29 protein-coding genes, 2 tRNA genes and 1 rRNA gene are annotated in these 19988 nt (G+C 49.1%); 19 read left to right on the top strand and 13 right to left on the bottom strand.

The window, feature by feature from the left end; genetic code table 11:
* Positions 1–30: 30 nt before the first annotated feature.
* From JCM11217_RS07830 to rrf, 7 genes are all read left to right on the top strand, one after another.
* Positions 31–519 (top strand): zinc-binding alcohol dehydrogenase family protein, encoded by a 489-nt coding sequence (locus tag JCM11217_RS07830; RefSeq protein WP_054842584.1) that lies wholly within the window; start codon positions 31–33, stop codon positions 517–519.
* 14 nt (positions 520–533) lie between these two features.
* Entirely contained in the window at positions 534–722 is a 189-nt protein-coding gene (locus JCM11217_RS15230; RefSeq protein WP_243678756.1) for a hypothetical protein, read from the top strand.
* Positions 722–1114, top strand: coding sequence for a hypothetical protein (locus JCM11217_RS15225; RefSeq protein WP_243678755.1), 393 nt, complete (start codon positions 722–724; stop codon positions 1112–1114). The genes JCM11217_RS15230 and JCM11217_RS15225 overlap by 1 nt, the downstream gene beginning before the upstream one ends.
* Positions 1115–1253: 139 nt before the next feature.
* Positions 1254–1562, top strand: a complete 309-nt coding sequence (locus JCM11217_RS15220) for a hypothetical protein (RefSeq protein ID WP_243678754.1) — start codon at positions 1254–1256, stop codon at positions 1560–1562.
* A gap of 38 nt (positions 1563–1600) precedes the next feature.
* Positions 1601–2143 carry a prenyltransferase gene (locus tag JCM11217_RS15215; protein WP_243678753.1) on the top strand — a complete coding sequence of 181 codons (543 nt, stop codon included), beginning with the start codon at positions 1601–1603 and terminating at the stop codon, positions 2141–2143.
* A gap of 53 nt (positions 2144–2196) precedes the next feature.
* Positions 2197–2273, top strand: a tRNA-Arg gene (locus JCM11217_RS07815).
* Between the two features lie 89 nt (positions 2274–2362).
* Positions 2363–2483, top strand: a 5S ribosomal RNA gene (gene rrf / locus JCM11217_RS07810).
* A gap of 97 nt (positions 2484–2580) precedes the next feature.
* Here the strand turns inward: rrf and JCM11217_RS07805 are convergent.
* Positions 2581–3015 carry a hypothetical protein gene (locus JCM11217_RS07805; RefSeq protein ID WP_054842583.1) on the bottom strand — a complete coding sequence of 145 codons (435 nt, stop codon included), beginning with the start codon at positions 3013–3015 and terminating at the stop codon, positions 2581–2583.
* A gap of 232 nt (positions 3016–3247) precedes the next feature.
* Here JCM11217_RS07805 and JCM11217_RS07800 point away from each other — a divergent pair.
* From JCM11217_RS07800 to JCM11217_RS07790, 3 genes are all read left to right on the top strand, one after another.
* Positions 3248–3354 (top strand) — tRNA-His (locus JCM11217_RS07800).
* A 121-nt stretch (positions 3355–3475) separates the two neighbouring features.
* Positions 3476–4741, top strand: a complete 1266-nt coding sequence (locus JCM11217_RS07795) for a site-specific integrase (protein ID WP_054842582.1) — start codon at positions 3476–3478, stop codon at positions 4739–4741.
* 146 nt (positions 4742–4887) lie between these two features.
* Positions 4888–5565 (top strand): hypothetical protein, encoded by a 678-nt coding sequence (locus JCM11217_RS07790; RefSeq protein ID WP_054842581.1) that lies wholly within the window; start codon positions 4888–4890, stop codon positions 5563–5565.
* A 398-nt stretch (positions 5566–5963) separates the two neighbouring features.
* Here JCM11217_RS07790 and JCM11217_RS07785 read toward each other — a convergent pair whose 3' ends face one another.
* Together JCM11217_RS07785 and JCM11217_RS07780 are read right to left on the bottom strand one after the other, a co-directional pair.
* Positions 5964–6218 (bottom strand): hypothetical protein, encoded by a 255-nt coding sequence (locus JCM11217_RS07785; protein WP_054842580.1) that lies wholly within the window; start codon positions 6216–6218, stop codon positions 5964–5966.
* 221 nt (positions 6219–6439) lie between these two features.
* The gene (locus JCM11217_RS07780; protein ID WP_054842579.1) at positions 6440–6955 is read right to left on the bottom strand and encodes a hypothetical protein; all 516 of its coding nucleotides are present in this window, start codon (positions 6953–6955) and stop codon (positions 6440–6442) included.
* Positions 6956–7062: 107 nt separating this feature from the next.
* Here JCM11217_RS07780 and JCM11217_RS07775 point away from each other — a divergent pair, with 107 nt between their 5' ends.
* Genes JCM11217_RS07775 through JCM11217_RS07770 form a run of 3 tightly spaced genes read left to right on the top strand, consistent with a single transcriptional unit; the run spans position 7063 to position 7987 of the window.
* Entirely contained in the window at positions 7063–7464 is a 402-nt protein-coding gene (locus tag JCM11217_RS07775) for an ATP-dependent Clp protease proteolytic subunit (protein ID WP_054842578.1), read from the top strand.
* On the top strand, positions 7461–7604 hold the full coding sequence (locus JCM11217_RS15210; protein ID WP_243678752.1) for a hypothetical protein: 144 nt from the start codon (positions 7461–7463) through the stop codon (positions 7602–7604). The genes JCM11217_RS07775 and JCM11217_RS15210 overlap by 4 nt, the downstream gene beginning before the upstream one ends.
* 47 nt (positions 7605–7651) lie before the next feature.
* The gene (locus tag JCM11217_RS07770; protein ID WP_054842577.1) at positions 7652–7987 is read left to right on the top strand and encodes a hypothetical protein; all 336 of its coding nucleotides are present in this window, start codon (positions 7652–7654) and stop codon (positions 7985–7987) included.
* 97 nt (positions 7988–8084) lie between these two features.
* On the opposite strand, the gene JCM11217_RS07765 is transcribed toward JCM11217_RS07770, so the two are convergent.
* The gene (locus JCM11217_RS07765) at positions 8085–9542 is read right to left on the bottom strand and encodes an ankyrin repeat domain-containing protein (RefSeq protein WP_054842576.1); all 1458 of its coding nucleotides are present in this window, start codon (positions 9540–9542) and stop codon (positions 8085–8087) included.
* Between the two features lie 263 nt (positions 9543–9805).
* On the opposite strand from JCM11217_RS07765, the gene JCM11217_RS15205 reads away from it, so the two are divergent.
* Positions 9806–9943, top strand: coding sequence for a hypothetical protein (locus JCM11217_RS15205; protein ID WP_243678751.1), 138 nt, complete (start codon positions 9806–9808; stop codon positions 9941–9943).
* A gap of 30 nt (positions 9944–9973) precedes the next feature.
* Here the strand turns inward: JCM11217_RS15205 and JCM11217_RS07760 are convergent, their stop codons facing one another.
* Both JCM11217_RS07760 and JCM11217_RS07755 read right to left on the bottom strand, forming a co-directional pair.
* Positions 9974–11416 (bottom strand): hypothetical protein, encoded by a 1443-nt coding sequence (locus JCM11217_RS07760; RefSeq protein WP_054842575.1) that lies wholly within the window; start codon positions 11414–11416, stop codon positions 9974–9976.
* A 242-nt stretch (positions 11417–11658) separates the two neighbouring features.
* A complete protein-coding gene (locus JCM11217_RS07755) occupies positions 11659–12414 on the bottom strand; it encodes a DUF3800 domain-containing protein (protein WP_243678750.1) in 756 nt (251 codons plus the stop codon).
* Between the two features lie 745 nt (positions 12415–13159).
* On the opposite strand from JCM11217_RS07755, the gene JCM11217_RS07745 reads away from it, so the two are divergent.
* The gene (locus JCM11217_RS07745; RefSeq protein WP_054842572.1) at positions 13160–13405 is read left to right on the top strand and encodes a hypothetical protein; all 246 of its coding nucleotides are present in this window, start codon (positions 13160–13162) and stop codon (positions 13403–13405) included.
* Positions 13406–13593: 188 nt separating this feature from the next.
* Here JCM11217_RS07745 and JCM11217_RS07740 read toward each other — a convergent pair whose 3' ends face one another.
* From JCM11217_RS07740 to JCM11217_RS07720, 6 genes are all read right to left on the bottom strand, one after another.
* Positions 13594–13821, bottom strand: coding sequence for a hypothetical protein (locus JCM11217_RS07740; RefSeq protein WP_243678749.1), 228 nt, complete (start codon positions 13819–13821; stop codon positions 13594–13596).
* Positions 13818–14009, bottom strand: coding sequence for a hypothetical protein (locus tag JCM11217_RS15200; RefSeq protein ID WP_243678748.1), 192 nt, complete (start codon positions 14007–14009; stop codon positions 13818–13820). The genes JCM11217_RS07740 and JCM11217_RS15200 overlap by 4 nt, the downstream gene beginning before the upstream one ends.
* Positions 14010–14188: 179 nt before the next feature.
* The gene (locus JCM11217_RS07735) at positions 14189–15088 is read right to left on the bottom strand and encodes a hypothetical protein (RefSeq protein ID WP_054842570.1); all 900 of its coding nucleotides are present in this window, start codon (positions 15086–15088) and stop codon (positions 14189–14191) included.
* Between the two features lie 114 nt (positions 15089–15202).
* Entirely contained in the window at positions 15203–16399 is a 1197-nt protein-coding gene (locus tag JCM11217_RS07730; protein ID WP_054842569.1) for a thermopsin family protease, read from the bottom strand.
* A gap of 114 nt (positions 16400–16513) precedes the next feature.
* Positions 16514–16804 carry a hypothetical protein gene (locus JCM11217_RS07725; protein WP_054842568.1) on the bottom strand — a complete coding sequence of 97 codons (291 nt, stop codon included), beginning with the start codon at positions 16802–16804 and terminating at the stop codon, positions 16514–16516.
* Entirely contained in the window at positions 16801–17133 is a 333-nt protein-coding gene (locus JCM11217_RS07720; RefSeq protein ID WP_054842567.1) for a hypothetical protein, read from the bottom strand. Before JCM11217_RS07720 ends, JCM11217_RS07725 begins: the two co-directional genes overlap by 4 nt.
* 80 nt (positions 17134–17213) lie before the next feature.
* Here JCM11217_RS07720 and JCM11217_RS07715 point away from each other — a divergent pair, with 80 nt between their 5' ends.
* The 4 genes from JCM11217_RS07715 to JCM11217_RS07705 all read left to right on the top strand — a co-directional run bounded on the left by JCM11217_RS07715 (position 17214) and on the right by JCM11217_RS07705 (position 19432).
* A complete protein-coding gene (locus tag JCM11217_RS07715; protein WP_054842566.1) occupies positions 17214–18116 on the top strand; it encodes a hypothetical protein in 903 nt (300 codons plus the stop codon).
* Between the two features lie 239 nt (positions 18117–18355).
* Positions 18356–18940, top strand: a complete 585-nt coding sequence (locus tag JCM11217_RS07710; RefSeq protein ID WP_243678747.1) for a hypothetical protein — start codon at positions 18356–18358, stop codon at positions 18938–18940.
* Positions 18937–19104: a hypothetical protein gene (locus JCM11217_RS15195; RefSeq protein ID WP_243678746.1), complete on the top strand. Its 168-nt coding sequence runs from the start codon at positions 18937–18939 to the stop codon at positions 19102–19104. The genes JCM11217_RS07710 and JCM11217_RS15195 overlap by 4 nt, the downstream gene beginning before the upstream one ends.
* A complete protein-coding gene (locus JCM11217_RS07705) occupies positions 19079–19432 on the top strand; it encodes a hypothetical protein (protein WP_054842564.1) in 354 nt (117 codons plus the stop codon). The genes JCM11217_RS15195 and JCM11217_RS07705 overlap by 26 nt, the downstream gene beginning before the upstream one ends.
* Positions 19433–19569: 137 nt before the next feature.
* Here the strand turns inward: JCM11217_RS07705 and JCM11217_RS07700 are convergent, their stop codons facing one another.
* Positions 19570–19836, bottom strand: coding sequence for a hypothetical protein (locus tag JCM11217_RS07700; RefSeq protein ID WP_054842563.1), 267 nt, complete (start codon positions 19834–19836; stop codon positions 19570–19572).
* Positions 19837–19988: the final 152 nt, after the last annotated feature.

Here is a 19988-nt window from a genome sequence, read left to right as displayed (position 1 = left end):
GCCAATGTTGGACCGGGAGATTGGGTTCTGGTGCTCGGCGGGTCTGGCGGCATTGGCACCGCATTAACTATACTAGCTAAGGCATTGGGCGCCAGGGTAATCGCCGTCACCACGAGGCCCAGTCTTTTGAAGTCTTTGGGTGCTGACGTAGTTATTGGTTATGATAAGGAGGAACTGATGAAGGTTATTAATGAGAATACTGATGGTGGTGTTGATGCAGCCATAGACAGTATTGGCGACACCCTACCAATGGCGTTGGATACCATTAGGCCAGGAGGCACGGTAGTCACATTTGGAGTTCTTGGGAAGTCATCCACGGTACAGATCGACATTAGGAGGTTTTACCTTAGACATACACGGTTGATAGGCATTCATAACGCGTCTAAGTCATACCTTAAGGAGGTCATTAACTTCATGGTTAATAAGGGCGTTAGGCCATTCATAAGTAAGGTGACTAGTATTAAGGATGCCCCCCCAGCTCTTCATGAGTTGATGGAGAGTAGGGGGCGTGGTTGGTAAGGTGGTGATGCTTCATGAGTGGGACTAGGGCTAAGGCAGTGGCTTACGTAATCCTACCCCCCCTGGTACTGTGGCCGCTGTCCTTTGACGTGTTTAGTAGGTACTTTGTCTATGGCATGGCACTATCAACGTTACTGCTCGGTTTACTATCGCTGGCTTGGTTTAGGGATAGCTTCGGTGGTTTAGGGTTAACACCGCAGTAGTGATTGTACTTGGTCTCCTCATGTCCGGGATTCTCTACATGATCTTTGTTGGTGGTTACGCGTTGCTTAAATACATGGGGGGGCTCGTGGGTTATGTAGTCCTCGTTTATGAAATGGTTAGGGGGGGCATGGCAAATGCCTATGCCTTATCCATTGCCCTGGTAATCATTGGGTTCATGGAGGAGGTTTACTGGAGGGGGGGCGGTCTTCAGGAATTGGCGAGGGGGGGATTAGGCGGCATTTTTAGTAATGAGCCCTGGATAGCATCGATGATTTATTACACGCTCGTCCATATATCTACGTTGAATCCAGCCCTAATTGCTGGGGGGCCTTCGCCATTGGATTTATTGATGGCGTGCTTACAGATAAGGCAGGTCTTACGGCCTCAATAATAGCCCACGTAGTGTGGCTAGAGTTAATGATGGTGATCCTCCCGCTGGTTTCGTAGCAATGCGTGGACTCACATAACGGTTATTTTACTTAATATAGAAAATAATGCTTTTAAATTATTAAGAATTAGATTGAATATTAATGAATAAGGGTGACATCCTCGGTCTCATTAGGGCGTGGAGTCTATTAATGACTCTAGCGGTATCCCTAGTCGGCATTGGTTATGCCTATCACCTTGGGCTTTACTACGGCTTAAGGATTATATATTCAGTAATGGCTGTGGTGGGTGCCTTACTTCTTCATGCCAGTGTTAACGTGCTTAATGACTACTACGACTTTATACACGGTGTTGACAGCCCCAACTCATCCACGGCGGTTTATAGACGCCAACCACTGGTCATGGGTACGGTAAGCCCATCATTCGTTAAGAACCTGGGGGGTTTTCGCTAATAATTGCGGGGGCCTCAATCGGTGTATATCTAACGGTAATGGAGGGTTACCTAATACTGGTGCTTGGGCTACTTAGTGTGTTCCTGCTATACGCCTACACGGGACCACCATTCACGCTTAAGTATAGGGGGCTCGGTGAGTTATCGGTTGCATTAACCTGGGGGGGTCCATTGCTAGTTAGCGGCTTCTTTGTGGCTGCATCTGGTGGTTCATTATTGCCAAGCGTGTTCCTAATTTCATTACCGCCATTCTTCATAATGTTCTCAATAATATACGCAAATAACTACAGGGATAGGGAGTACGACGCCAAGGCCGGAATTAGGACTTTAGCCATGTTAACGGCTAAGTATGGCTACCAAATATACATAGGCTCATTGATTACAGCCTACATAATCAACACTGCATTGGTAATCACGGGCATACTACCATACACCGCACTGGCCACGTTACCCACAGCAGCCCTAATACCAAGACTAGCAAGGGCCTTCAGGGATAGCGCACACGACATAGACGCCAGGACAGGCCTCCTATACGCAATATACTGCCTAATATATGGCACAGCCCTAATGATACCAACGTGAGTAACGAACCAACAATAAAAACTTAATATATGCCCTTAAATAATTAATAACCTGGGCCCGTAGCTCAGCCAGGTAGAGCGGCGGCCTCCGGAGCCGTAGGTCGTGGGTTCAAATCCCACCGGGCCCGCCAAATCTTCACGACCTTTAAAACCTCGGTCGTCTTAAGGTTAATAAAGCTTAAAAACTGGGGTGAGCGCGTCATTAACGGCCAAACCGAGGTAACCCGGCCATAGGCGGGGTGGCACCACCCGGACTCACCAGAACCCGGAAGTGAAACGCCCTGCCGCGTTCGGGAGTACTGCGGTCCGCGAGGCCGCGGGAAACCGGCGTGCCGGGACCTCGGGGGGGCTATAACATCCTGCCTACCTCCTAATCATTAATGAATAAAAGGGACTAAAACTCAATTTTAATTGGGTAAAGGAATCTTCGTTAAAACCTTAGGGAATTTTTAGGCGATTATTAGTGACCATGCGTGGTAATGCCGTGAATTCACCAATCATTATGAACATTGGCGTTGTGGTAGTTATCCTAAGGGCTAGGTTCAGTATTGGGTAGTTGGCGAACGCCGCGAGTATTATAGTTACCGCGTGGTTAATTACGTAGGGTATCAATAGTAGTCTCTCCACCCTGGTAATGCCCAGGACATTAATGCCAGTCAACGCCTTATGAACCCTGGCATAAATCAGGGCCCAGGGACCACGCCTAGCCACCAGGGCATAAACAAGCACGAACCATGCGGCAACGCTTAAACTAATTACAATTAACGAATTACTAAATAACAGTATTAATTGAAAGGCCAGGGAGTAAATAGCCGTCATTACCACAAAAACCAGATTCGCAAAAACCACGCCTTCCTCAATACCCTCATTCATACCGCAAACGATGAAGGAGACTGGGTATTTAAACCATTCTACAAAAGCAAAATGAGAAAAAGGCATCGAAATATTTCCCGGAATCAACGGTATATACCACGCACTCACTAGGTGATTGACCGGGTAAAGGGAGTAACGAAATTAAAATGCCCAAACGAAAGTTAGACATCCAAAGATGTGATGATACTAAGGACAAAAACTTAAAAGCATAAATAGCAAGAATACCATTGCCGGGGGGGTAGGGTAGTCTGGCGAGACTGGGGGGGAGACCCAGTCTCGGGCAATTAACCTGCGGGCCTGTGGAGCCCGTGAACCCGGGTTCAAATCCCGGCCCCCCCCGGCCCCCCCCAGTCTGCGTTCAATCCTACGCAGATCATTGCCGTGGTCGGTTACATTTCAATCGGTGACCGGTTACATAAGGCTTATATACGTGCCTGGGTGATGCATCACTTGGGCAAGCATGGTTGATTGCTCGTTAATAGCCATTGAGGAGATAAGCAACGACCAACGCCTGCTAATCCTCAACTACTTAATTAGTAACAAAGGAGTTAAGCCCCCCCGTGACCTCAATGTAACGCCTAACTACATCAGCATGATCAGAAACGGCAAGCGCAGGGTCAGTGATGAACTCCTTTGCACAATGCTCAGGTTCCTAACGCCAGAGGAATTACAAGCATTATTGAAAGGCTGGGTGCCTGAGAAGAGGGCAACTCTTAGTGATGCCCTTAGGGTCATTATAACGGCTAGGGAGGACCCCCCCGAGTTCCGTGAGCAATTCCTGGCATTGCTCTCCAGGTACTTGGGCGATTATGTTCAGAGCCTTGGTAGGGTTTGGCATGTCACGAATGAGGACATCGAGGCTTACCTCAAGGCCTTGAGGCTTAGGAATGCCTCCAGGGAGACGGTGAGCATGAGACTTAGGTACATCAGGCGCGCACTGGCTGACCTGGACTGGACACTGAGTCCCGAGGGCATTAGGGACTACCTGGCTGAGGTCATTGAGGATGAGGGCCCGAACGTGGCTAGGCACATCGCCGCTAGCCTAAAGTCCTTCCTGAAGAATGTGCTGCAGCCCAGGGACCCGGGGGGGCTATTCGGCATTCTATACAATAGTTTTAGGACTATCAGGACTAAGCCAGGCAATAACGGTAAACTGCCGACCATCAACGAGCTTAGGCAAATACTCTCGAAAATCGAGAGCGTTGAGGCCAAGGTATACTTCCTGATCCTCGCGGAGACCGGCTTGAGGCCTGGTGAGCCGTTCCTAATCACCATGGATGACGTTGACCTTGAGCACGGCATGCTCAGGATTGGCAAACTCGGTGAGACTAAGAGGGCTTTCGTGGCTTTCCTAAGGCCAGAAACCCTCGAATTCATTAAGAGCCAGTACCTACCCAGGCGCGAGGAGTTTGTTGCAAGGGTTTCAAAGGCCATGGAAAACGTGGACTGGGCAAAACCCTACGTCGAGGGGGGGTTCAGGAACAGGTTCATACCATACGAAAGGGAAAGACTTAGGCATGAGATTAAGGAGGCTGCCCGGGCAGTGCTTGGCAGGGAATTCGAGCTTTATGAGTTGCGTAAGTTCTTCGCGACCTGGATGATTAGCAGAGGAGTACCAGAGAGCATTGTCAATACCTTACAAGGTAGGCTCCGCCTTCAGAGTATCGAGTCCTCATCGAGCACTACTGGTCACCAAGACACGATGAACTCAGGCAGTGGTACCTAAAACACGCACCATGCCTACTCTGCCAATGAATTGATAAAGACTTTCACCCTTGAAGATAAAGGCTTAATTACTCCGTATTGTGCGCCGTGCTCAGGCCCTTAATGCGCAACTTCTTTAAGTTAAGCTAAGGGCTTCTCATCTCGTGGGTGAGAGGCGGGGGGCTTTGCATTGATGAGTCCTTTAACTGTAATGATGAGTTTAGTAGGCGGGCTTATGAGAGGTTGGTTGGGGATTGGAGGCATTACGATAATCTTCTTTGGCAGATACCCTTCGGCACTGCGACGGTTGTTGGTGTTGTATTAACGCTGATTTACTATTACTTAACAGGTCTAGGTCCAGGAACGATAATGCTGAAGTTAGGGCTACTATTCATTCTATTAATATTTGCAATTACGATGATGGCATTATCAATAAAGATTAGGTACTTCCAGATAGAGAGGGCGGAATGCATTGAAGAGATAGAGCGTAGATGCACCCGTGTAAACGCTCCATACGAAACCGAGGCGGCCTACCCAATCATAAGCAGGACCAGGGCACGCTTCGAGGGCGTAGTGGGTAGGGGGGGTATCAGGGCCTACCAGCTCCAGGTAATACTATTCATGGCAATGATGGCGGCAATACTCATCGCAATGGCAACGACAGCCCAACAACTGGACACACAACACCAAGCAGGCATAGCAAGCCTAATACCGAACTGGGCACAAGCCGCTCTGCCGTGGATTACTACGATATTCTTCATATTCTTTACAATATTCATAATACTATTATTCGTAGTACTAATTGGGATTTTAATTAGGCTTATAATGGCGCTTTTAGGCAGATAGGTTTGAGGATACCGTCAAGTGTTGACACTTAATGACTTATTTTGTGCCCTAGGTACTGCAGGTCACAGCCTGAATAACTCATCATAAGTGAGTAATCAATACTGAGTTAAAAATGAAGGAATTAGGGTGGTGGTATTTGAAGCACGCGCCGTGTTTGCTTTGTTCTTGATTTTGCGTTGTGTTCCTTACTTGCTTAGTGCGTTTGTTATGTAGTTTTTGAGTTGTTGCTGCGTCTCCTGCCTTGTTAATTCCTGGAATACCTCAACACCCAACTGCCTTAGTTCCGTCATTGGCATTGCGTGGTTGGCCTCGTCAGTACTGCGAGGGCCATGTGCTTCGGCTTTAGGAACTCCCTGTAATGCCTCAACTGCTCAACCACGTAGTCAGGCCCACCCCACTCAGAGCTCAACACCAGTCTTAACCTCAACAATGAGCAGTGGGCTCCTACCACCATCAATCAGCCTATGCAAACCACCCCCCCAATTGAGGAATTCATCAACAACGCCCTCGAAAACCACGATGTCGGGTATTAAGTGGAGCCTACCACCGCCGGTAAATGCTGAGGTTATGTGTGGGTATATTGATGGTTGGTAGTAAATCGTGAACTCCCTATTAAAAGTTCTAGACCTAATGAAGGCGAATGGGTTGTTCATGGTGAACTCAATGTACCAGTAATCACGGCGTATCGTCTCACCATCGACAGCTCAACAATCTTGGAGAGAACCCAAAGCTCGGTGACGTGAGCCAATGTGTTCTGGATGGATTGGGCCCTACCCCCCCAGCCGTGTCTAGAGCCATTGATGCGAATAGCGATAGGTATGGGTCCTCAAAGGCCTCCCTAAGCCTAGCCTCATGACCGCCAAAGACAATGTTCTTAGCCCCCCCAGACCCTCATCACATTCAAAACCTCACTCACGAAAGTCGGTACAAACCTCATGTAAAGATCGACGTAGGCCCTCTCATCACCGAGAATCCTAAACCTACCCGCGTACTCACGGGTGATTCTCTCAACGGGGCATGAGTAGCACTCAATGGATTTTCCGCTAAGCCTACACAGCGTTGCATTTGTATAACCGCTGTTTGAGAAGGATATCCTCATGATAAGCCTATCACCAATAACGTCCAGTGGGACCTCGTAAACCTCCTCAGTGCGGTCCCTACCCCCCCACTCACGCCTACTAATGATCCTAGCCCCCCCACGCAGGTACTTAACATTGGTTAGAAGGCCGGACTCATCCTCAACATACACATAGTCAGTACCCCCCCTAGTACCACCAACCAATTGCTCAACCTCAGCCGTGGAATCACGAACCCTAAACCAAGAAACCCCCCCACCACTCAAGAAATTACAATTAGCGGGAGGCCATGAAGATGCAGGACCCACCTGCATTAAAAAGTCATGGCAAAACCCAATTTAAGGTTTATTGACGTGGTGCGGTGATCATTACCCGCGTTTGGTTAGTATGTTTTATTTCCCACCTCACTATTTTCGTTTTAATGCTTGTTGATTCCTCTGGTGAGGGTGTTCCTTACGTGTTTAGGAGGTTTGTTGATGATGCCTTGGGCATAATCAATGAGTTTGAGGGCTTGGTTGGCATGCCCGTCCTACCAATAATCATGTCCCCCCCATACAGGTTCATAGATCACACAGTTGTCGACACCGTTTACTCGGTGATTAGGGGATTGGGTGGTTTTAAGGACTTGGCCGTGGTGCTCAACTCAGCCGGTGGCAATATTGATGAGGCATACCTACTGGCTAGGCACCTTCAGGGTATTGTCAGTGGTAAATTAATCATTTACGTGCTTAGGCTTGCCAAGAGTGCGGCATCAATACTCGCCCTGGCCGGTGATGAGTTGGCGATGATGCCAATCGCCGAGCTTGGGCCGATAGACCAGTGATATACTACCCGAGGGGGGGTAAGACATTCGTGCCCATTCAGTCGGTGATTGAGTCCTTCAATAGGGTTCTCGAGGCATTGAGGGTTGGTGATTTGCCGAATAAGGTTGTTTCCGAGATCCTCGATAGGCCCCCCCAATAATTGAGATTGGGGATTACGCAAGGGCTCTCGAGCACAACATAGACTTAATGGTTAGGGTCTTAACGGCTAGGATGCTCAGGGGGGGTGATTCTAGTAAGGCCCTTGAGGTTGCAAGGAGGTTCACGGGCTATAAGCAGCACAGTGCCGCAATAACAATCAATGACTTGGTGGAGCTTGGGATCAGGGTTAGGGCTGCCGCAGGCCGTGAGGAGGAGCTTCTGTGGAGGCTCTACGAGTCCTTCATAACGAATGTCGTTAAGACAGAGGAACTACTCACACCACCGGACATGGGCCAGGAAATAAACATTAAGCTTGGTAGGGGGGGAGTACTACTGGCCAGAAAGCCAGTGCTAAAGGGGGGGGTGGAGGGCGAGACCGAGTAATAAGACCGACACTCACAGCCTAAAAGCCCAGGCCTAATGAGGAGCTTAAGCAGTGGTACTTGAGGCACGCACCGTGCCTACTTTGCCGGTGACCTACTCATTTCGTTTTTATGAGGAGCATGCTCGTGAGTATTACTATCCCTATAAATATTGATACGAAATATGCAGTACTTAATGAGAGTCCCATGAGTAAATATATAATCATTAACTCAATAATGCCTGAAATTATTATTGAGATAGCAACCCTCTCCATAACTTCACTTAATGTAGATAATATTGATTGGCTCAACACGTTATAACGCCTGCCAAGCCACCTAACATATCCGAGGAATAACAGTACTACGCTCATTAATGGTAGTATTATAATTGAGGATGCTAAGGCGGCGAAGGCAGGTGATGAATTTTGTATGGCTATTAGATATAGCTCCGAGGATAGGTATGCTGGCGGGTACATCAATAGTATTGATAAGGCAATACCACCGATAATGCCTGCCGTGAATAACCCAATTGGTGGTTTATTCATTAATTTATTCGTTAAGTATTTGACAATGGACTTATGACCTCCTTCTCTTGCATAGTCAATGGGGGTCTTACCATAAATATCCACTACATCAATCAACGCACCATGCTTAACCAAGAACTTCACAATACTAAAGTGCCCATTCTTTGCCGCAATATGTAATGGCGTAACTCCATTAATATCCTTAGCATTAATATTGGCACCATGCTCAACCAAGAACTCAACAAGCTCTAAATTACCAAGTGAAACTGCGTAATGAAGCGGTGTCCACCCCCTGAAATCCCTGGTATTTATATTGGCCCCCCCAAGCTTAATTAACGTGTTTATAGTGTTCTGTAACTCCCTAATCTTAGAGGTGTTATTGGCGCATTCCTTATTTGCCATGCAGTCATTCACGGCCTTAATCAAAGCCTCATCAAGGGATATCTGCCTACTGGTTTGCTCCAATGGCCTTTGCGCCTGTGTCTGCGCAGACTGCGTTGATTGTGATTCCTGAGGTACCGAGGTAGTTGGTGCGGAGGTACTTTGCGTCATATCCTTACCTGGTGATTCCGGCAATGGTATTGGTGAAACCCCCCCCAGGTTTAGGCTTGGAAATATGACTGATAGTATTGCCTTCTCCTCAGTTGTTAGGTGATGTGCGTATGCAGTCTTTATTTCAACCCTATTTATCCCAAGACTATTTAGTACGCTCACTACAACCCTAATGATGCTCTCGTACAGATTAGGGCATTTATTCTGCTTACCCTCCTCAAGCATTTTATGAATAGCACTTGAAACTTGAGACACTATTTGCCAGTCTTCAAAGCCTATCTTGCCAATTCTTCGGTACTTTGCCATGAATTCCTTAAGCTCGAGCATCCCATGTGGAAAGCACTTCTCAAACGCCTCTAAATCGGTAAACTGCAGCTCAGGTTTCCATAGTGCATCGCAGATGGAATAGCACGTTTGCAATGACGCCTTATCATCACCATGATACTTAACACAATCCCGATAACACTCAACGCGTCTATCTAAATCACTTGAACCACCCATACCTAATCACCGGTAAGAAAACAAGTAATAGGAATGGGGGGGAGTTCATGAATCGGAGAATAATCAATAAAAGACATCAATATGAACAACGCACCTCCCCTTTAAAGCATTGCTGGGTTTGTAATCATCGTGTTTCAAAATATTTAATCAACGGCTTAATCCATTATTATTGACCCCAATTATGTTAGCCATTGTTATTGTTAATGAGTATAGAGCTAATGAGGATACCCCACCACTCCAGTACTGCCCATGGCTGGGTAAGTTTGCCTAAGCTAGATAATGGTGTTGGCAGGATAATAAATGGATTACTTCTCATGAGTAATGTTCTGCCTAAGTATTATTATTGGCTCAACGAGGTGGAGCCAATAAGCGTCTTCTGCGCCAATCACTCCAGTCAATGAGAGTATTAAGTATGAGTATTAAAATTATGATTACGAAGAATGCCACCATGGATTCGTACAACGTAACAGTCTCTGGATTAAGCGTGATCGGTCCTGATTTAAGCATTTTATACACAATGTACTCAACCACCGGATTAATGAAGGCCGCTGCAAAGAATGGTGCAAATAAACTCTCAATGTGCTCAAACCAAGGGGGGGTATGACGCGTAAACATCCTGTTTCTGCATTAAGAGAAGAAATAAAGCGAAGACGTCTCGCTCTCCAATTAGCATATTCAACGCCTAGTATAAGACCTAATGCTGTTGCAAAGAATAGTGCGGAGAAAAACATGGAGAGAGCGAAAGCATATACAGAGGTGACGTACTTGATGTATGCCAAATAGGCGAAATAGGCAGCTGGTGATACAAAGATTATGTAATTGATGATCAAGCCCATTAATACATTACCTATGTATGAGTAATCTGGCTCAACGCACTCATTACCACTTGCTTCAGGCTTTCGTTCATTATTAGGGTGTTCAGAGAGATTTGGAGGTTCCGGGGGGGGTCTCTGGGGGGGCTCTGGCGGTATTCCCTGGTCGTTATTCTCGGATAGGTACTTCTCATACCCTGGAGGAATAATGGCTCTGGGCCCGCTGGGTATGTCCGTAGCTCGTTTTTGCGATGCTTCGTAGTACTTCGCTATTTCATCAATTGACGGTCTCCTTATTTCTTCAACATTTGGGAATATCTCCATGATTAATTGTCTTACCTCCTTGGGCATTCCGTGTAGGTGCGCCTTCCTCACTGAGTACCTGTCTATGCCCATCTCGTCCAATTTACTGGTCACTATCCTAACTATCATCTCCTCCGGGTCTGGGCACTTGTTTTGCCTGCCCTCCTCAAGCATCTTGTTTATGATGAACGAGACGTGGGCGACAATCTGCCAATCATCAAGCCCAATCCTACCGGCCCTCCTATACCTCGCCTCGAATTCACCAAGCTCCAGAATTCCCTGTGGGAAGCAATTCGAGAATTGCTCAGTACCAACTTGAATGCCGGACTTCCACATGGCATCACACATAGACCTACAACTCTGCAGCGCGGCTAGGTCATCACCATGATACTTAACGCAGTACTGATAGCAATCAACCAACTTACTCGGTAACTGCTCCTCAGCCACACTTGATTGGGCAGGCGGCGCCTCCACAACCTCGCTCGAACGTGATAACGCCCTAATCAACTCCTCATTCTTTCTAACGCAGTACTCCCTCAACCCCCCCTCAACCTTGCCGATGCTTGATTTGCACGTGCTTAGTAGGCTCCTCAGTCTCTCGGCCTCATCCCTCGAAATACTACCATCCTTGGTGCCTAGTTCGATTAATCTCTCGGCCTTGCTGAGGCAAATCTCATAGCACCTATCCCTACCCGAGCCAACAGGGTACAAACCCTCACAATTACTGAGGCAATCAACAAATGAATCAAAAACACCCATTAAATTAGTAAAGATAGGAACAACATTAAAGCATTGCTAATCATAGTTAACGTACGAGGGTGATTACACCGGCAGTACTTAATACACGTAACCACCCGATTTTAAAGTGAATTACATGAGTAATGCGATGAGTAGTGAGGGGGGGTAATACAACGAGAGAGTCGTCAAGGAATCTCGACAATCAAAAGGCACTCACAATCTTTAGGGCTGAACTTAATGAAGGCCGTGAATCATTTAGCGGGTCATTTTATGACCCATTCCTTAAGTCCGCAGCCCATGTACGTGTTTTTGCCTGGGCACCTCCTTATCTTGCCCTCAAGCAGTTGAAATGCGTGCTGGAAGTTGAATGACCTATATTGAGTATGCCCCCCCATGTACACCTTCCTCACCACATACGCAACGTAATCAGCCACTTGAATGAGAGGTTCATCCCTCGAATCCCTGAATACCACGGATAACTTAAACGTTGGCTTGGCACGGGATTTCCTAATGGCATACCCAACATCCATCTTAACCCGGCTATTCTCCCTTGGGGGGGATTGGGAGTCAAATATTAAAGTCGCCCTGGAACAATTGGGGGGGAACCACGGCTTCGACATAAACACACGCTCAACAAGGTTTGTGATTGCAACCCTCATCACACCACCTGGATTCCTCACAACCACGTTCCCCAAGGCCCTCACAACAACTATATTCAACAGTATATTCAGGCCAGAAATCAATTGGGCAAAGTCATTGAAGACTTGAACCCTCCTAGATATGTCAACCCTCTTCCTCCTCCACTCACTGGAGTAACCGACTAAGTCACTCGCGTGAATCTCACTAATACTAATGCCAAGCCCCCCCCGCGAAACGGAACCCACGAACTCCCTAACCCTATTTCTAGCATCACAAGCACTTAATTCATCAATCGCCACAGAGGCGATGACGAAAGGACCCCCCCTCCCAAGCTCATTAGGCTTCCCCCCCGACTCATCAATGAAAATCATTAAACACATTAATATGCACGAACCCCCCCACTCAATAATAAAAAATTATTAATTACTTATTGAATTAATGGCGGAACCATGAGACTAATACTCAACAACCTATCCATAAGAGATAGCTTTTTAAGCACGTATTATGAGCTAAATAATGAACAGGCAGTGGGGGGGGACCCCCCACGCGGGCGGCCCTCATTTGCCGCCGCCGTGGGGGGGTGGGTGAACCCCCCCATTCTCATACTTTAAATGCTTAACGCTATAGACCCTTTTGTAAATGATGAGCTTAGCAATTCATTAACGGTCCGCCACCTGTGGCATATTAGCAATTGGGCAAGGTTATTAACGCCTCCAATTACATGCCGGGTATCTCGTATCATGACCACCACTTGGATTAAAGTTTATGAATCGCCTACGGAAAAACGCGTTAACAACAAAAACATGTTCACAATCTTTAAGATCGAACTTAATGATTCCCGTGAATCAATTAGGGAGCTTTTGTTTCACAGCTTAGCGTCAAGGGGCTTGGCAACTCGTGAAACAAAAGGCTCCTGGCACCAAGTGAATTGCTTCTCGGTGGGTCTCCGTGCTTCAGATAAAATGGTTTTTGCCTGCGCCACTGCTGGTGCCAGATTGGATGAGTGCCTAACACTAGTTAGCCCTCCACGTCTTCAGACAAAATAAAATAAACTAGCGATGTTTTACGCTACCTATGATGGCTAATAAGAGTTAGTCATAAATACCGAGTTGCAGCCTTTCACAGATGCCCAGGCGTAGGCAGGGGGGGTATAACTTGACGCACGTGCTCCTGGTGTTAATTGCTAGGAGGGAGACCGTTCAAACCAAAGAACTGAGGAGGCTATTCGGTAAGAACGTCTACGCATACCTGGATAGGCTCAGGGAGAGTGGCGTAATCACAGTCCATGATGATGTAGTAACCCTAAACTCAAGCTTCAGGGACTTAATTAACCTGTACATGAGGGAGCTTGATACTCACATAAATCATTGATTCAGTTAATTCCGCCTGCAATGGTTTTCGACTAACCAATTGAGTACTGGAGGGATAGGGTTATTTTCGGCGGCGTCACCGGCACTGAGCTCCAGGGCTATAATAGCGAGGCCGTCGATTGGGAGGTTCCTGGAGGAAATAAGGTGGTTCTGATTTTGACGCCCGTCCCTGGGGGGGCAGTCTCAAAATCAACCCGCCTTTTCTTCCTCCCCCCCATTGCTTTCCTTACTCCTGAGTAGGCGGATGCCGTACTTAATAAGCATGAGTATGGCGATGATCGCCAGCCCAACCCCACTCAATTCCCTGGTTATGATGATGCTGAGGATGCTCGCTGCCGCGAAGGCTATGAGGAATGCACCGGTGATTCTCTTGGCCCAGAGCCAAACTAGGCCTCTAAGCCTGCCCATGCAGCTCACTTCCTCCTCACGAACCTAACCCCCCCAAGGTAAAGCAGTATTGCCGGTAGTAACCAAGCACCGACTATGAACCCAACCACGCCGGGCTTATGACGCCGAACGACAATATTTCTAGACTGGTTTGAATCGCACCGATTACAGAGAGCGCGCCGAGCACGAGCAGGACAATCCCAATTGTTTTCCTCCACGCCACGCGCCTAGTAACTGCTTTTCCTTATATAATGATTATCCCTCTACTCCCCCCCCATCTTTAGATGGCGGGACTTGTCATTTGTTTAGCCATGTATGCTGCCCCCCCTTCCGTTTAATGACTACTGACCCACTCATGCCTTTACTCATTTAATAGGTTCGTTTAGTTTTCGGTTGCTCACTTCCTGCGTTTAATGAGTAGTGTTGTTGCTGTGGCTACGGCAATCGCCATGATTAAAATTACTAGGTTTGTGTAGTTTGGTGTGTAGGTTATTGTGACAGTGGTTGGCTTGTCTATGGTTAGGGCTAGCTCTGTGGCGTTTGGCCGGAGTGTGATTAAGCCCCCCCAGTACTCCGGTATTGGCTTCGCCTCAATGCCAATGCTTGAGCCTGCCCTCACGTAACCGCTGAAGCTCGTCGTTAACGAGCCATTAACAATGACTGGGTAGTTACTGCTCACAGTGACTAGGTAGTACGTGGTCCAGGTGATGCTCAGCGATGTGGGTGAGTTCACGGTAATCGTCTCGTTACTGATTGACGGCTTGAACATGGTGCCGTTACTCAAGACCACGCTGTTAGCCTCAATAAGGAGTGTTGAGCCCCCCCTAGCCACCCAACCAACGTAGTTCGTGGTCTCATTGCCATTCACGTAAATGGGCAGCACGCTTGCAATGCTCACTAGGTAGTATGGTGTCCAGGTGATGCTCATGGTCATTGGCGCATTCACCGTGATTGATTCATTGCTGATTCCCGGCACAAGCATTGTTCCGTTGCTCATCATAACCCTGCCAGCCTCAATACTCAGTGTTGAGCCTGCGTTGACCCACCCCCCCGTGTAGTTGGTGGTCTGCACCCCCCCATTCACCGTGATTGGGAGTGGGCTCGCTATGCTGACCAGGTACTGCACTTGGTAGGTTGGGGGGGAGACCGCGTAAGTCGCGAACCAACTGCCCGGCTCAATGACTGGCGGGGGGGTTGTCGTGAATTCACCGTTCACGTAGTACCCAGTTAGTACGTACCTAACCCCATAACCGGCGTTGATTATTGACGTGCAATTCACGGTGTACGGCTGAGTCACGTAGAACGCACTGCTAACCCCCAGTCACCGGGTTACTTAATTCGACGTAGGTCATTGGCAAAAGCGGGATCTGCGGCTGTGGGTTGATCAAGCCGATGTTCGGCGTGCCCACATTCACAATTGCGTAGGCGCCCGGCATGCTGACCTGTAGGTCAGTCGCTGACTCGGCTGTGGTAAGTGCAAAGCTGTAGTCATTGGGTGGGGGGGCAGCCAGGATGTGCCACTCCAATAAACAAGCGCCAACTCCGCACTTAGGGAGTTAAACACCGCGGGGGGGACACCGCTTGAGTAGCCACCAAATACGAACTCCGCATTAAGCGGTAAATCACTTGGCGTGAGTTGGTTGCTTATTTCAATGCCCGCGCCCTCAATGGGTTCGTTGAACGTTATTGTGGCGTTGTCGTACCAAACAACCTGTGGGGGGGGCTCGTAACTCCCGCTCTGGATAATGACGTAGCCGAAGCCGACATTCACCGTGTTGCTGCCTGCCTGCTCCACTGCAATGACTAGGTAGCCGGAGAACGGCAGTGAGTAAGTCATGTTCTGCGTCATGTATATGTACGCGTAGCCCTCCGTCGAGTTTTGTATGGAGCCCCCCCCGCCAACTATGTTGCTCGGTGTTGATGGGTATGTCGTGTAGTTCCAAACATTAACCACTAGGTTAAACTCATTACTCTGCGTGAGGAGGCTCATGGTGTTTTGTAGCCAGAAGTACTGGGTTGAGCCGTCGGCGAGCCTCACGACTAGCCAGGCGTTGAGTTGGAGCGAGACTGCGCCGCTTGGGATGTTGTACTCGCTCGCGTATAGGCTGTAGCCCGAGATTGATGTTATGTTGAAGAACCCCCCCATGACTGCGTTTGTCGTTATTGGCGTACTCGGTGCTGAGGAAATACCCATGCCGAATGGGCTTGTTTCGTACCTCAGCTCTAGGCATGTCTCGTAATTGCTTGGAGCTGGGTAGACAACAACGACGTAGTCACCAGCGGGTAAAATGACTAATTGCGAACCCGTACTGCCAATTGTTGATGCGTAAACGGCATTTACAGCGTGACCGGAGTACCACGCATTGTACTGGCTCTGCGTGAATACGTAGAGGCTGTACTGCTGACTAGGCACGCAACCACTCGCTCCAACAGCCGCATAACCAGTGGAATTCAAGGAGAGAGACCAGTAAACGAACTCAATGTTTGGAGAGGGCGGAGGCACGTACTGAGCATGAACAACAAGAGCCAATGCGGTGATGATCATGACCGTCGTGATTACTACCGTAATCCCCCCCATAACGGGGGGGGTTTCATACCACCCCCCCACTCTCCCTTTGCTCCACTTAAGTCTTTACTTTTGTTACCCGCATTTTCAACATCATCGACAAAGAACCCTCCTTAGGCTTTCTAAGTCTCTCGACAATCAATCTGTCACAAACTATTATCGCGGACGCATCGAACCGACTTCCTCTAGCAAGTCCATGTCCAGCTCATCCTCATCTACGGTGTGGTTTCTCGCGAGCTCGGCGATATACGCGATCTCGTCAAGCCTGACGAGCGCCTTCCTCATGCATACGTCGACGTCCTCGCACTCGCGATCGTCATTGACAATCGTTATGAATCTCTCGTTGCAGTCAACGAGCCTGCCCATTATGCCGAACCTCGAGCGTCTCAACCGAACCTCAACGAGCTTATTCATGAAGTCCTTGATGTCCTCACACGTGAAGCTCATTGCTGACCACCAGCCTCAGGTTGAGGCTCGATTGTCTTGACATAACCCTTATTGATATAAACAAGCTTGCCGTCAGTCGTTACGACCTTAAGCCAGAACTTTGTGTAGGCAATCAATTGACCAGTCACGGCCTTGCCATCATCCATCGTAATGACTATAGTCCTATTCAGGTAATCATCATCAAACGAGTCCCTATAGCCACGCCTTTTCTCCTTCTTGCCATCCTCGCCGGGCTTAGCCTGGGCCTGCCTCTGGGCGAGCTTCTGAAGAAGCTCCTTCTGACTAATGTTTGTGACGGGCCTACCACCCATTGTAATCTTACCACTCATTACCGAGTAAGGCAATCCAAAACTTATTTGAGTATCGAACTAAGCGCCGAATCTCATTTAACTGCTTAATCGCTGCGTACATGATGGGTTGGGGGGGAAGGATAACAGCACTCGTCAGCTACAACCTGGCGGTTAACCTACACAGGCTTTGGGCTGTTTATGAGAAGACCAATGAGCCGGGCAGGCTAATACCCTTCATGCTGGAGACTTTTCCCTGGACATACCCACTACTCACGACAACCAAGTCCAAAAGCGTTAAGGAGTTGAGGCCGGACATAACCTATTGGGCACTCACTGGGACCACCCTCCTGGTGCCTTGGAGACTCTCAACGAGCATGCAGGGGGTTGGCAAGACCACGGCAGCCCTATTCTTCGCCTGCAGGCCCATGACAAGGGAATTCTGGAGGAGGTACGACTGGGTCAGTAGGGAGCCACCGCCATTCGAGACCCTTGAAGACTGTGTCAACGCAATCGTTGATGAGGGTCTCTTCATAAACAACCTGGACTCACTAATAGCCCTAATCGCGGCTGCCAAGCCAAGCGGGATCAAGTACCCAGTCGTTGTCCTTGACGACCTAAGCGCCTGGGCAAGCAGCAGAGACATCAGCATCTGGAAAACACTCACGGGCCTACTAACCACGTTCAGAAGCTACGTAGGCATTGTAATAGGCACGGCAGCCGGACTCAACCAAGTCTTCGTGGACATCAGGAGGAATGCAACCCTCGTGGGCGAGGTTGGTCAGTACGTAGCTGAGGAGTGTAGTGGGATCAGGATTAACTGGGTTAAGTGCGTTGATAAGACAGCCACATGCAGTGGCTCGAGGGGGGGTAGGGAACCGATTAACCTGGGCTTCGGCCCCCCCACGCTAACGATGATATGCGATGAGTTTGCTGACAGGGTTAGAAACACGGTTGGCTACCGCAAGGCGAGCACGGTGGCTAGGGACGTCCTCGTCACCAAGATACTGCAGTCGAGGCCCTAGGGGGGGAAGTAATTAATCGATCACAACCTTAAAAATCAAGTCACGTCTCCTCATTATGACTTAATAAACTTTGATTATAGGGGGGGAAAGAGGCAGGCTGGCTATTGGGTAGGAACCAACCCCCCCCTCCACGAGGGGGGGTTTTCTCGGTGAGTCGACACTCAAATAAATAAGCAATTCGGGCTTAATAACGTGATTGAGGAGTGCCTGGGATTGAACGGAAACCCCCCATAAAGTCAGTGAGGCACGAGGTAATAAACGCAGAGGAGCTCCTGAGGATGTATTCGCCGTTCTACCTGCCAGGAAATCAACCCCCCCTTGATGAGGTGGTTTACCTGCCTGGCATCGCTTATGCAACGAGCCTCATCAGGCGCGGCTTCACCCCAGTCATCGGCTTGACCGATTACACGCCACCCGTCAAAGGCGGGCCAGGCAGCCTGGTGCTTTTCGGCGCCAAGTGGGTAGTTGCCATGAAAAGGCTCGGCAGGGAGGGCAGGAGGAAGGCATGGGCTAACCTGGTTTACTTTGAGACGAACGACGTGGCTGACGCGCTCAGGCTCTACGCATTGATTAATGAGGTTGATGCTAGGTCAGCGAGGCCCCAGGCACTGAGGCAAGCCGGTGAGGTCCTGCTCAGGGGGGGTTTCGCAGAGCCCTACCTACTGCATTGCCTGGTGGCGCAGCCAGAGGGTGAGGTGCTTAACCTGTTCAAGGCCCTGGTTAGGTATGTCAAAGGGTCAAGGGATGCTGTTGACTTGGCCGTGATCAATAGGCACGCTGAGAAGTTAGTCGACGTAGCGAGGGCATTCATTGGGGGGGCTTGAAGATGGGCAGTGTTAGGGAGGCCCTTGTGCGGGGGGGCTTTCAAAACGCGGAGTTGGAGGGCTCACTCGCCTTGATACCCCTACTCGAGAGGCTTGTCCAGAGGGCGGTGGCTGAGGTTGGGCTTGAGGGTGGTGGGCATGCCAAGGGACAGGGAGGTCCTTAGGCTCGAGGCTATTCGCGTGGTTAGGGATTACCTACAGCATGAGATTAGCTCGGTGAAGGGTGGCTTTATACCGCTGACCATAAGGAGGGTGGTTAGGTTCGCAATCCGCAAGTATGGGACAGTGCCGATAGACACGGAGAGGCCCGAGCTAATCATTGCCGAGGTCATTAGGTGGATATGCGTGGCCTTCGCTGGGGCCAAGTCCTCTAAGCCAGCCTCATGCATGATACTGAGGAGCGCCGCTGAGAAGGCGCTGAGGTGGATTGAGGAGGAGCTTAGGAGGGGTGTCGTGGATAGATTCGACTCAATGCTTGGGGCTGGGCAGTAAACAGTGGTTTTTCATTGGGCTCATTGATTAGTATCGGTAGGGGTGCACTCATCACCCGTCAGGCTGAGTGCGTCTCCTCACCCAGCACTTCTAACACATATTAATAGAAACTAGTTTATGAGAGGCACCTCACTGATTCACCTCAGTCCTCGAACCGCCTTAATGAGTGCCTCCTCCTCAGGTGGCTCCTCGTACTCGGCGATGTACGTGACCGAGTCAAGCCTGATGATTACCCTCCTCATTCGCCCAACGCCCAATCCCCCCCTGTGGGCGTCCTCAAGCGTTATGAATCGCCCGTTACAATCAATGAGCCTACCCCCCCAAACACTCTCCTTGTACTGCTTGAGTTGAACCTCCACGTACTTGTTCATGAACTCCTTAATGTCATCGCACGTGATTTTCATCAATGCCCAATAGGCTTAGCCAGTATTTAGGAGCTTTGCTTTGCTCAGGCTGTGCAAAAGTGCGTAAACCACCTTTCTTAAGGGGGGGGCTGAGTAGCTAGCAGCTCAAGTCACTGGGCACCTTGAAAAACAAAACGCTAACTACTTAACCT

The sequence above is a fragment of the Vulcanisaeta distributa JCM 11217 genome, assembly GCF_001316005.1.
In the GTDB taxonomy this organism is placed as follows: domain Archaea; phylum Thermoproteota; class Thermoprotei; order Thermoproteales; family Thermocladiaceae; genus Vulcanisaeta; species Vulcanisaeta distributa_B.
The sequence above is the reverse complement of the archived record's forward strand: the minus strand, read 5'-3'. Positions and strand labels throughout refer to the sequence as shown.

Coding starts and splice junctions, on each gene's coding strand:
- JCM11217_RS15230 (WP_243678756.1), top strand. CDS start 534: ATGAGTGGGACTAGGGCTAAGGCAGTGGCTTACGTAATCCTACCCCCC.
- JCM11217_RS15220 (WP_243678754.1), top strand. CDS start 1,254: ATGAATAAGGGTGACATCCTCGGTCTCATTAGGGCGTGGAGTCTATTA.
- JCM11217_RS15215 (WP_243678753.1), top strand. CDS start 1,601: ATGGAGGGTTACCTAATACTGGTGCTTGGGCTACTTAGTGTGTTCCTG.
- JCM11217_RS07805 (WP_054842583.1), bottom strand. CDS start 3,015: ATGAATGAGGGTATTGAGGAAGGCGTGGTTTTTGCGAATCTGGTTTTT.
- JCM11217_RS07795 (WP_054842582.1), top strand. CDS start 3,476: ATGGTTGATTGCTCGTTAATAGCCATTGAGGAGATAAGCAACGACCAA.
- JCM11217_RS07785 (WP_054842580.1), bottom strand. CDS start 6,218: ATGAACAACCCATTCGCCTTCATTAGGTCTAGAACTTTTAATAGGGAG.
- JCM11217_RS07780 (WP_054842579.1), bottom strand. CDS start 6,955: ATGCAGGTGGGTCCTGCATCTTCATGGCCTCCCGCTAATTGTAATTTC.
- JCM11217_RS07775 (WP_054842578.1), top strand. CDS start 7,063: ATGCTTGTTGATTCCTCTGGTGAGGGTGTTCCTTACGTGTTTAGGAGG.
- JCM11217_RS07770 (WP_054842577.1), top strand. CDS start 7,652: ATGGTTAGGGTCTTAACGGCTAGGATGCTCAGGGGGGGTGATTCTAGT.
- JCM11217_RS07765 (WP_054842576.1), bottom strand. CDS start 9,542: ATGGGTGGTTCAAGTGATTTAGATAGACGCGTTGAGTGTTATCGGGAT.
- JCM11217_RS07760 (WP_054842575.1), bottom strand. CDS start 11,416: ATGGGTGTTTTTGATTCATTTGTTGATTGCCTCAGTAATTGTGAGGGT.
- JCM11217_RS07755 (WP_243678750.1), bottom strand. CDS start 12,414: ATGTGTTTAATGATTTTCATTGATGAGTCGGGGGGGAAGCCTAATGAG.
- JCM11217_RS07745 (WP_054842572.1), top strand. CDS start 13,160: ATGCCCAGGCGTAGGCAGGGGGGGTATAACTTGACGCACGTGCTCCTG.
- JCM11217_RS07725 (WP_054842568.1), bottom strand. CDS start 16,804: ATGAGCTTCACGTGTGAGGACATCAAGGACTTCATGAATAAGCTCGTT.
- JCM11217_RS07720 (WP_054842567.1), bottom strand. CDS start 17,133: ATGAGTGGTAAGATTACAATGGGTGGTAGGCCCGTCACAAACATTAGT.
- JCM11217_RS07715 (WP_054842566.1), top strand. CDS start 17,214: ATGATGGGTTGGGGGGGAAGGATAACAGCACTCGTCAGCTACAACCTG.
- JCM11217_RS07705 (WP_054842564.1), top strand. CDS start 19,079: ATGCCAAGGGACAGGGAGGTCCTTAGGCTCGAGGCTATTCGCGTGGTT.
- JCM11217_RS07700 (WP_054842563.1), bottom strand. CDS start 19,836: ATGAAAATCACGTGCGATGACATTAAGGAGTTCATGAACAAGTACGTG.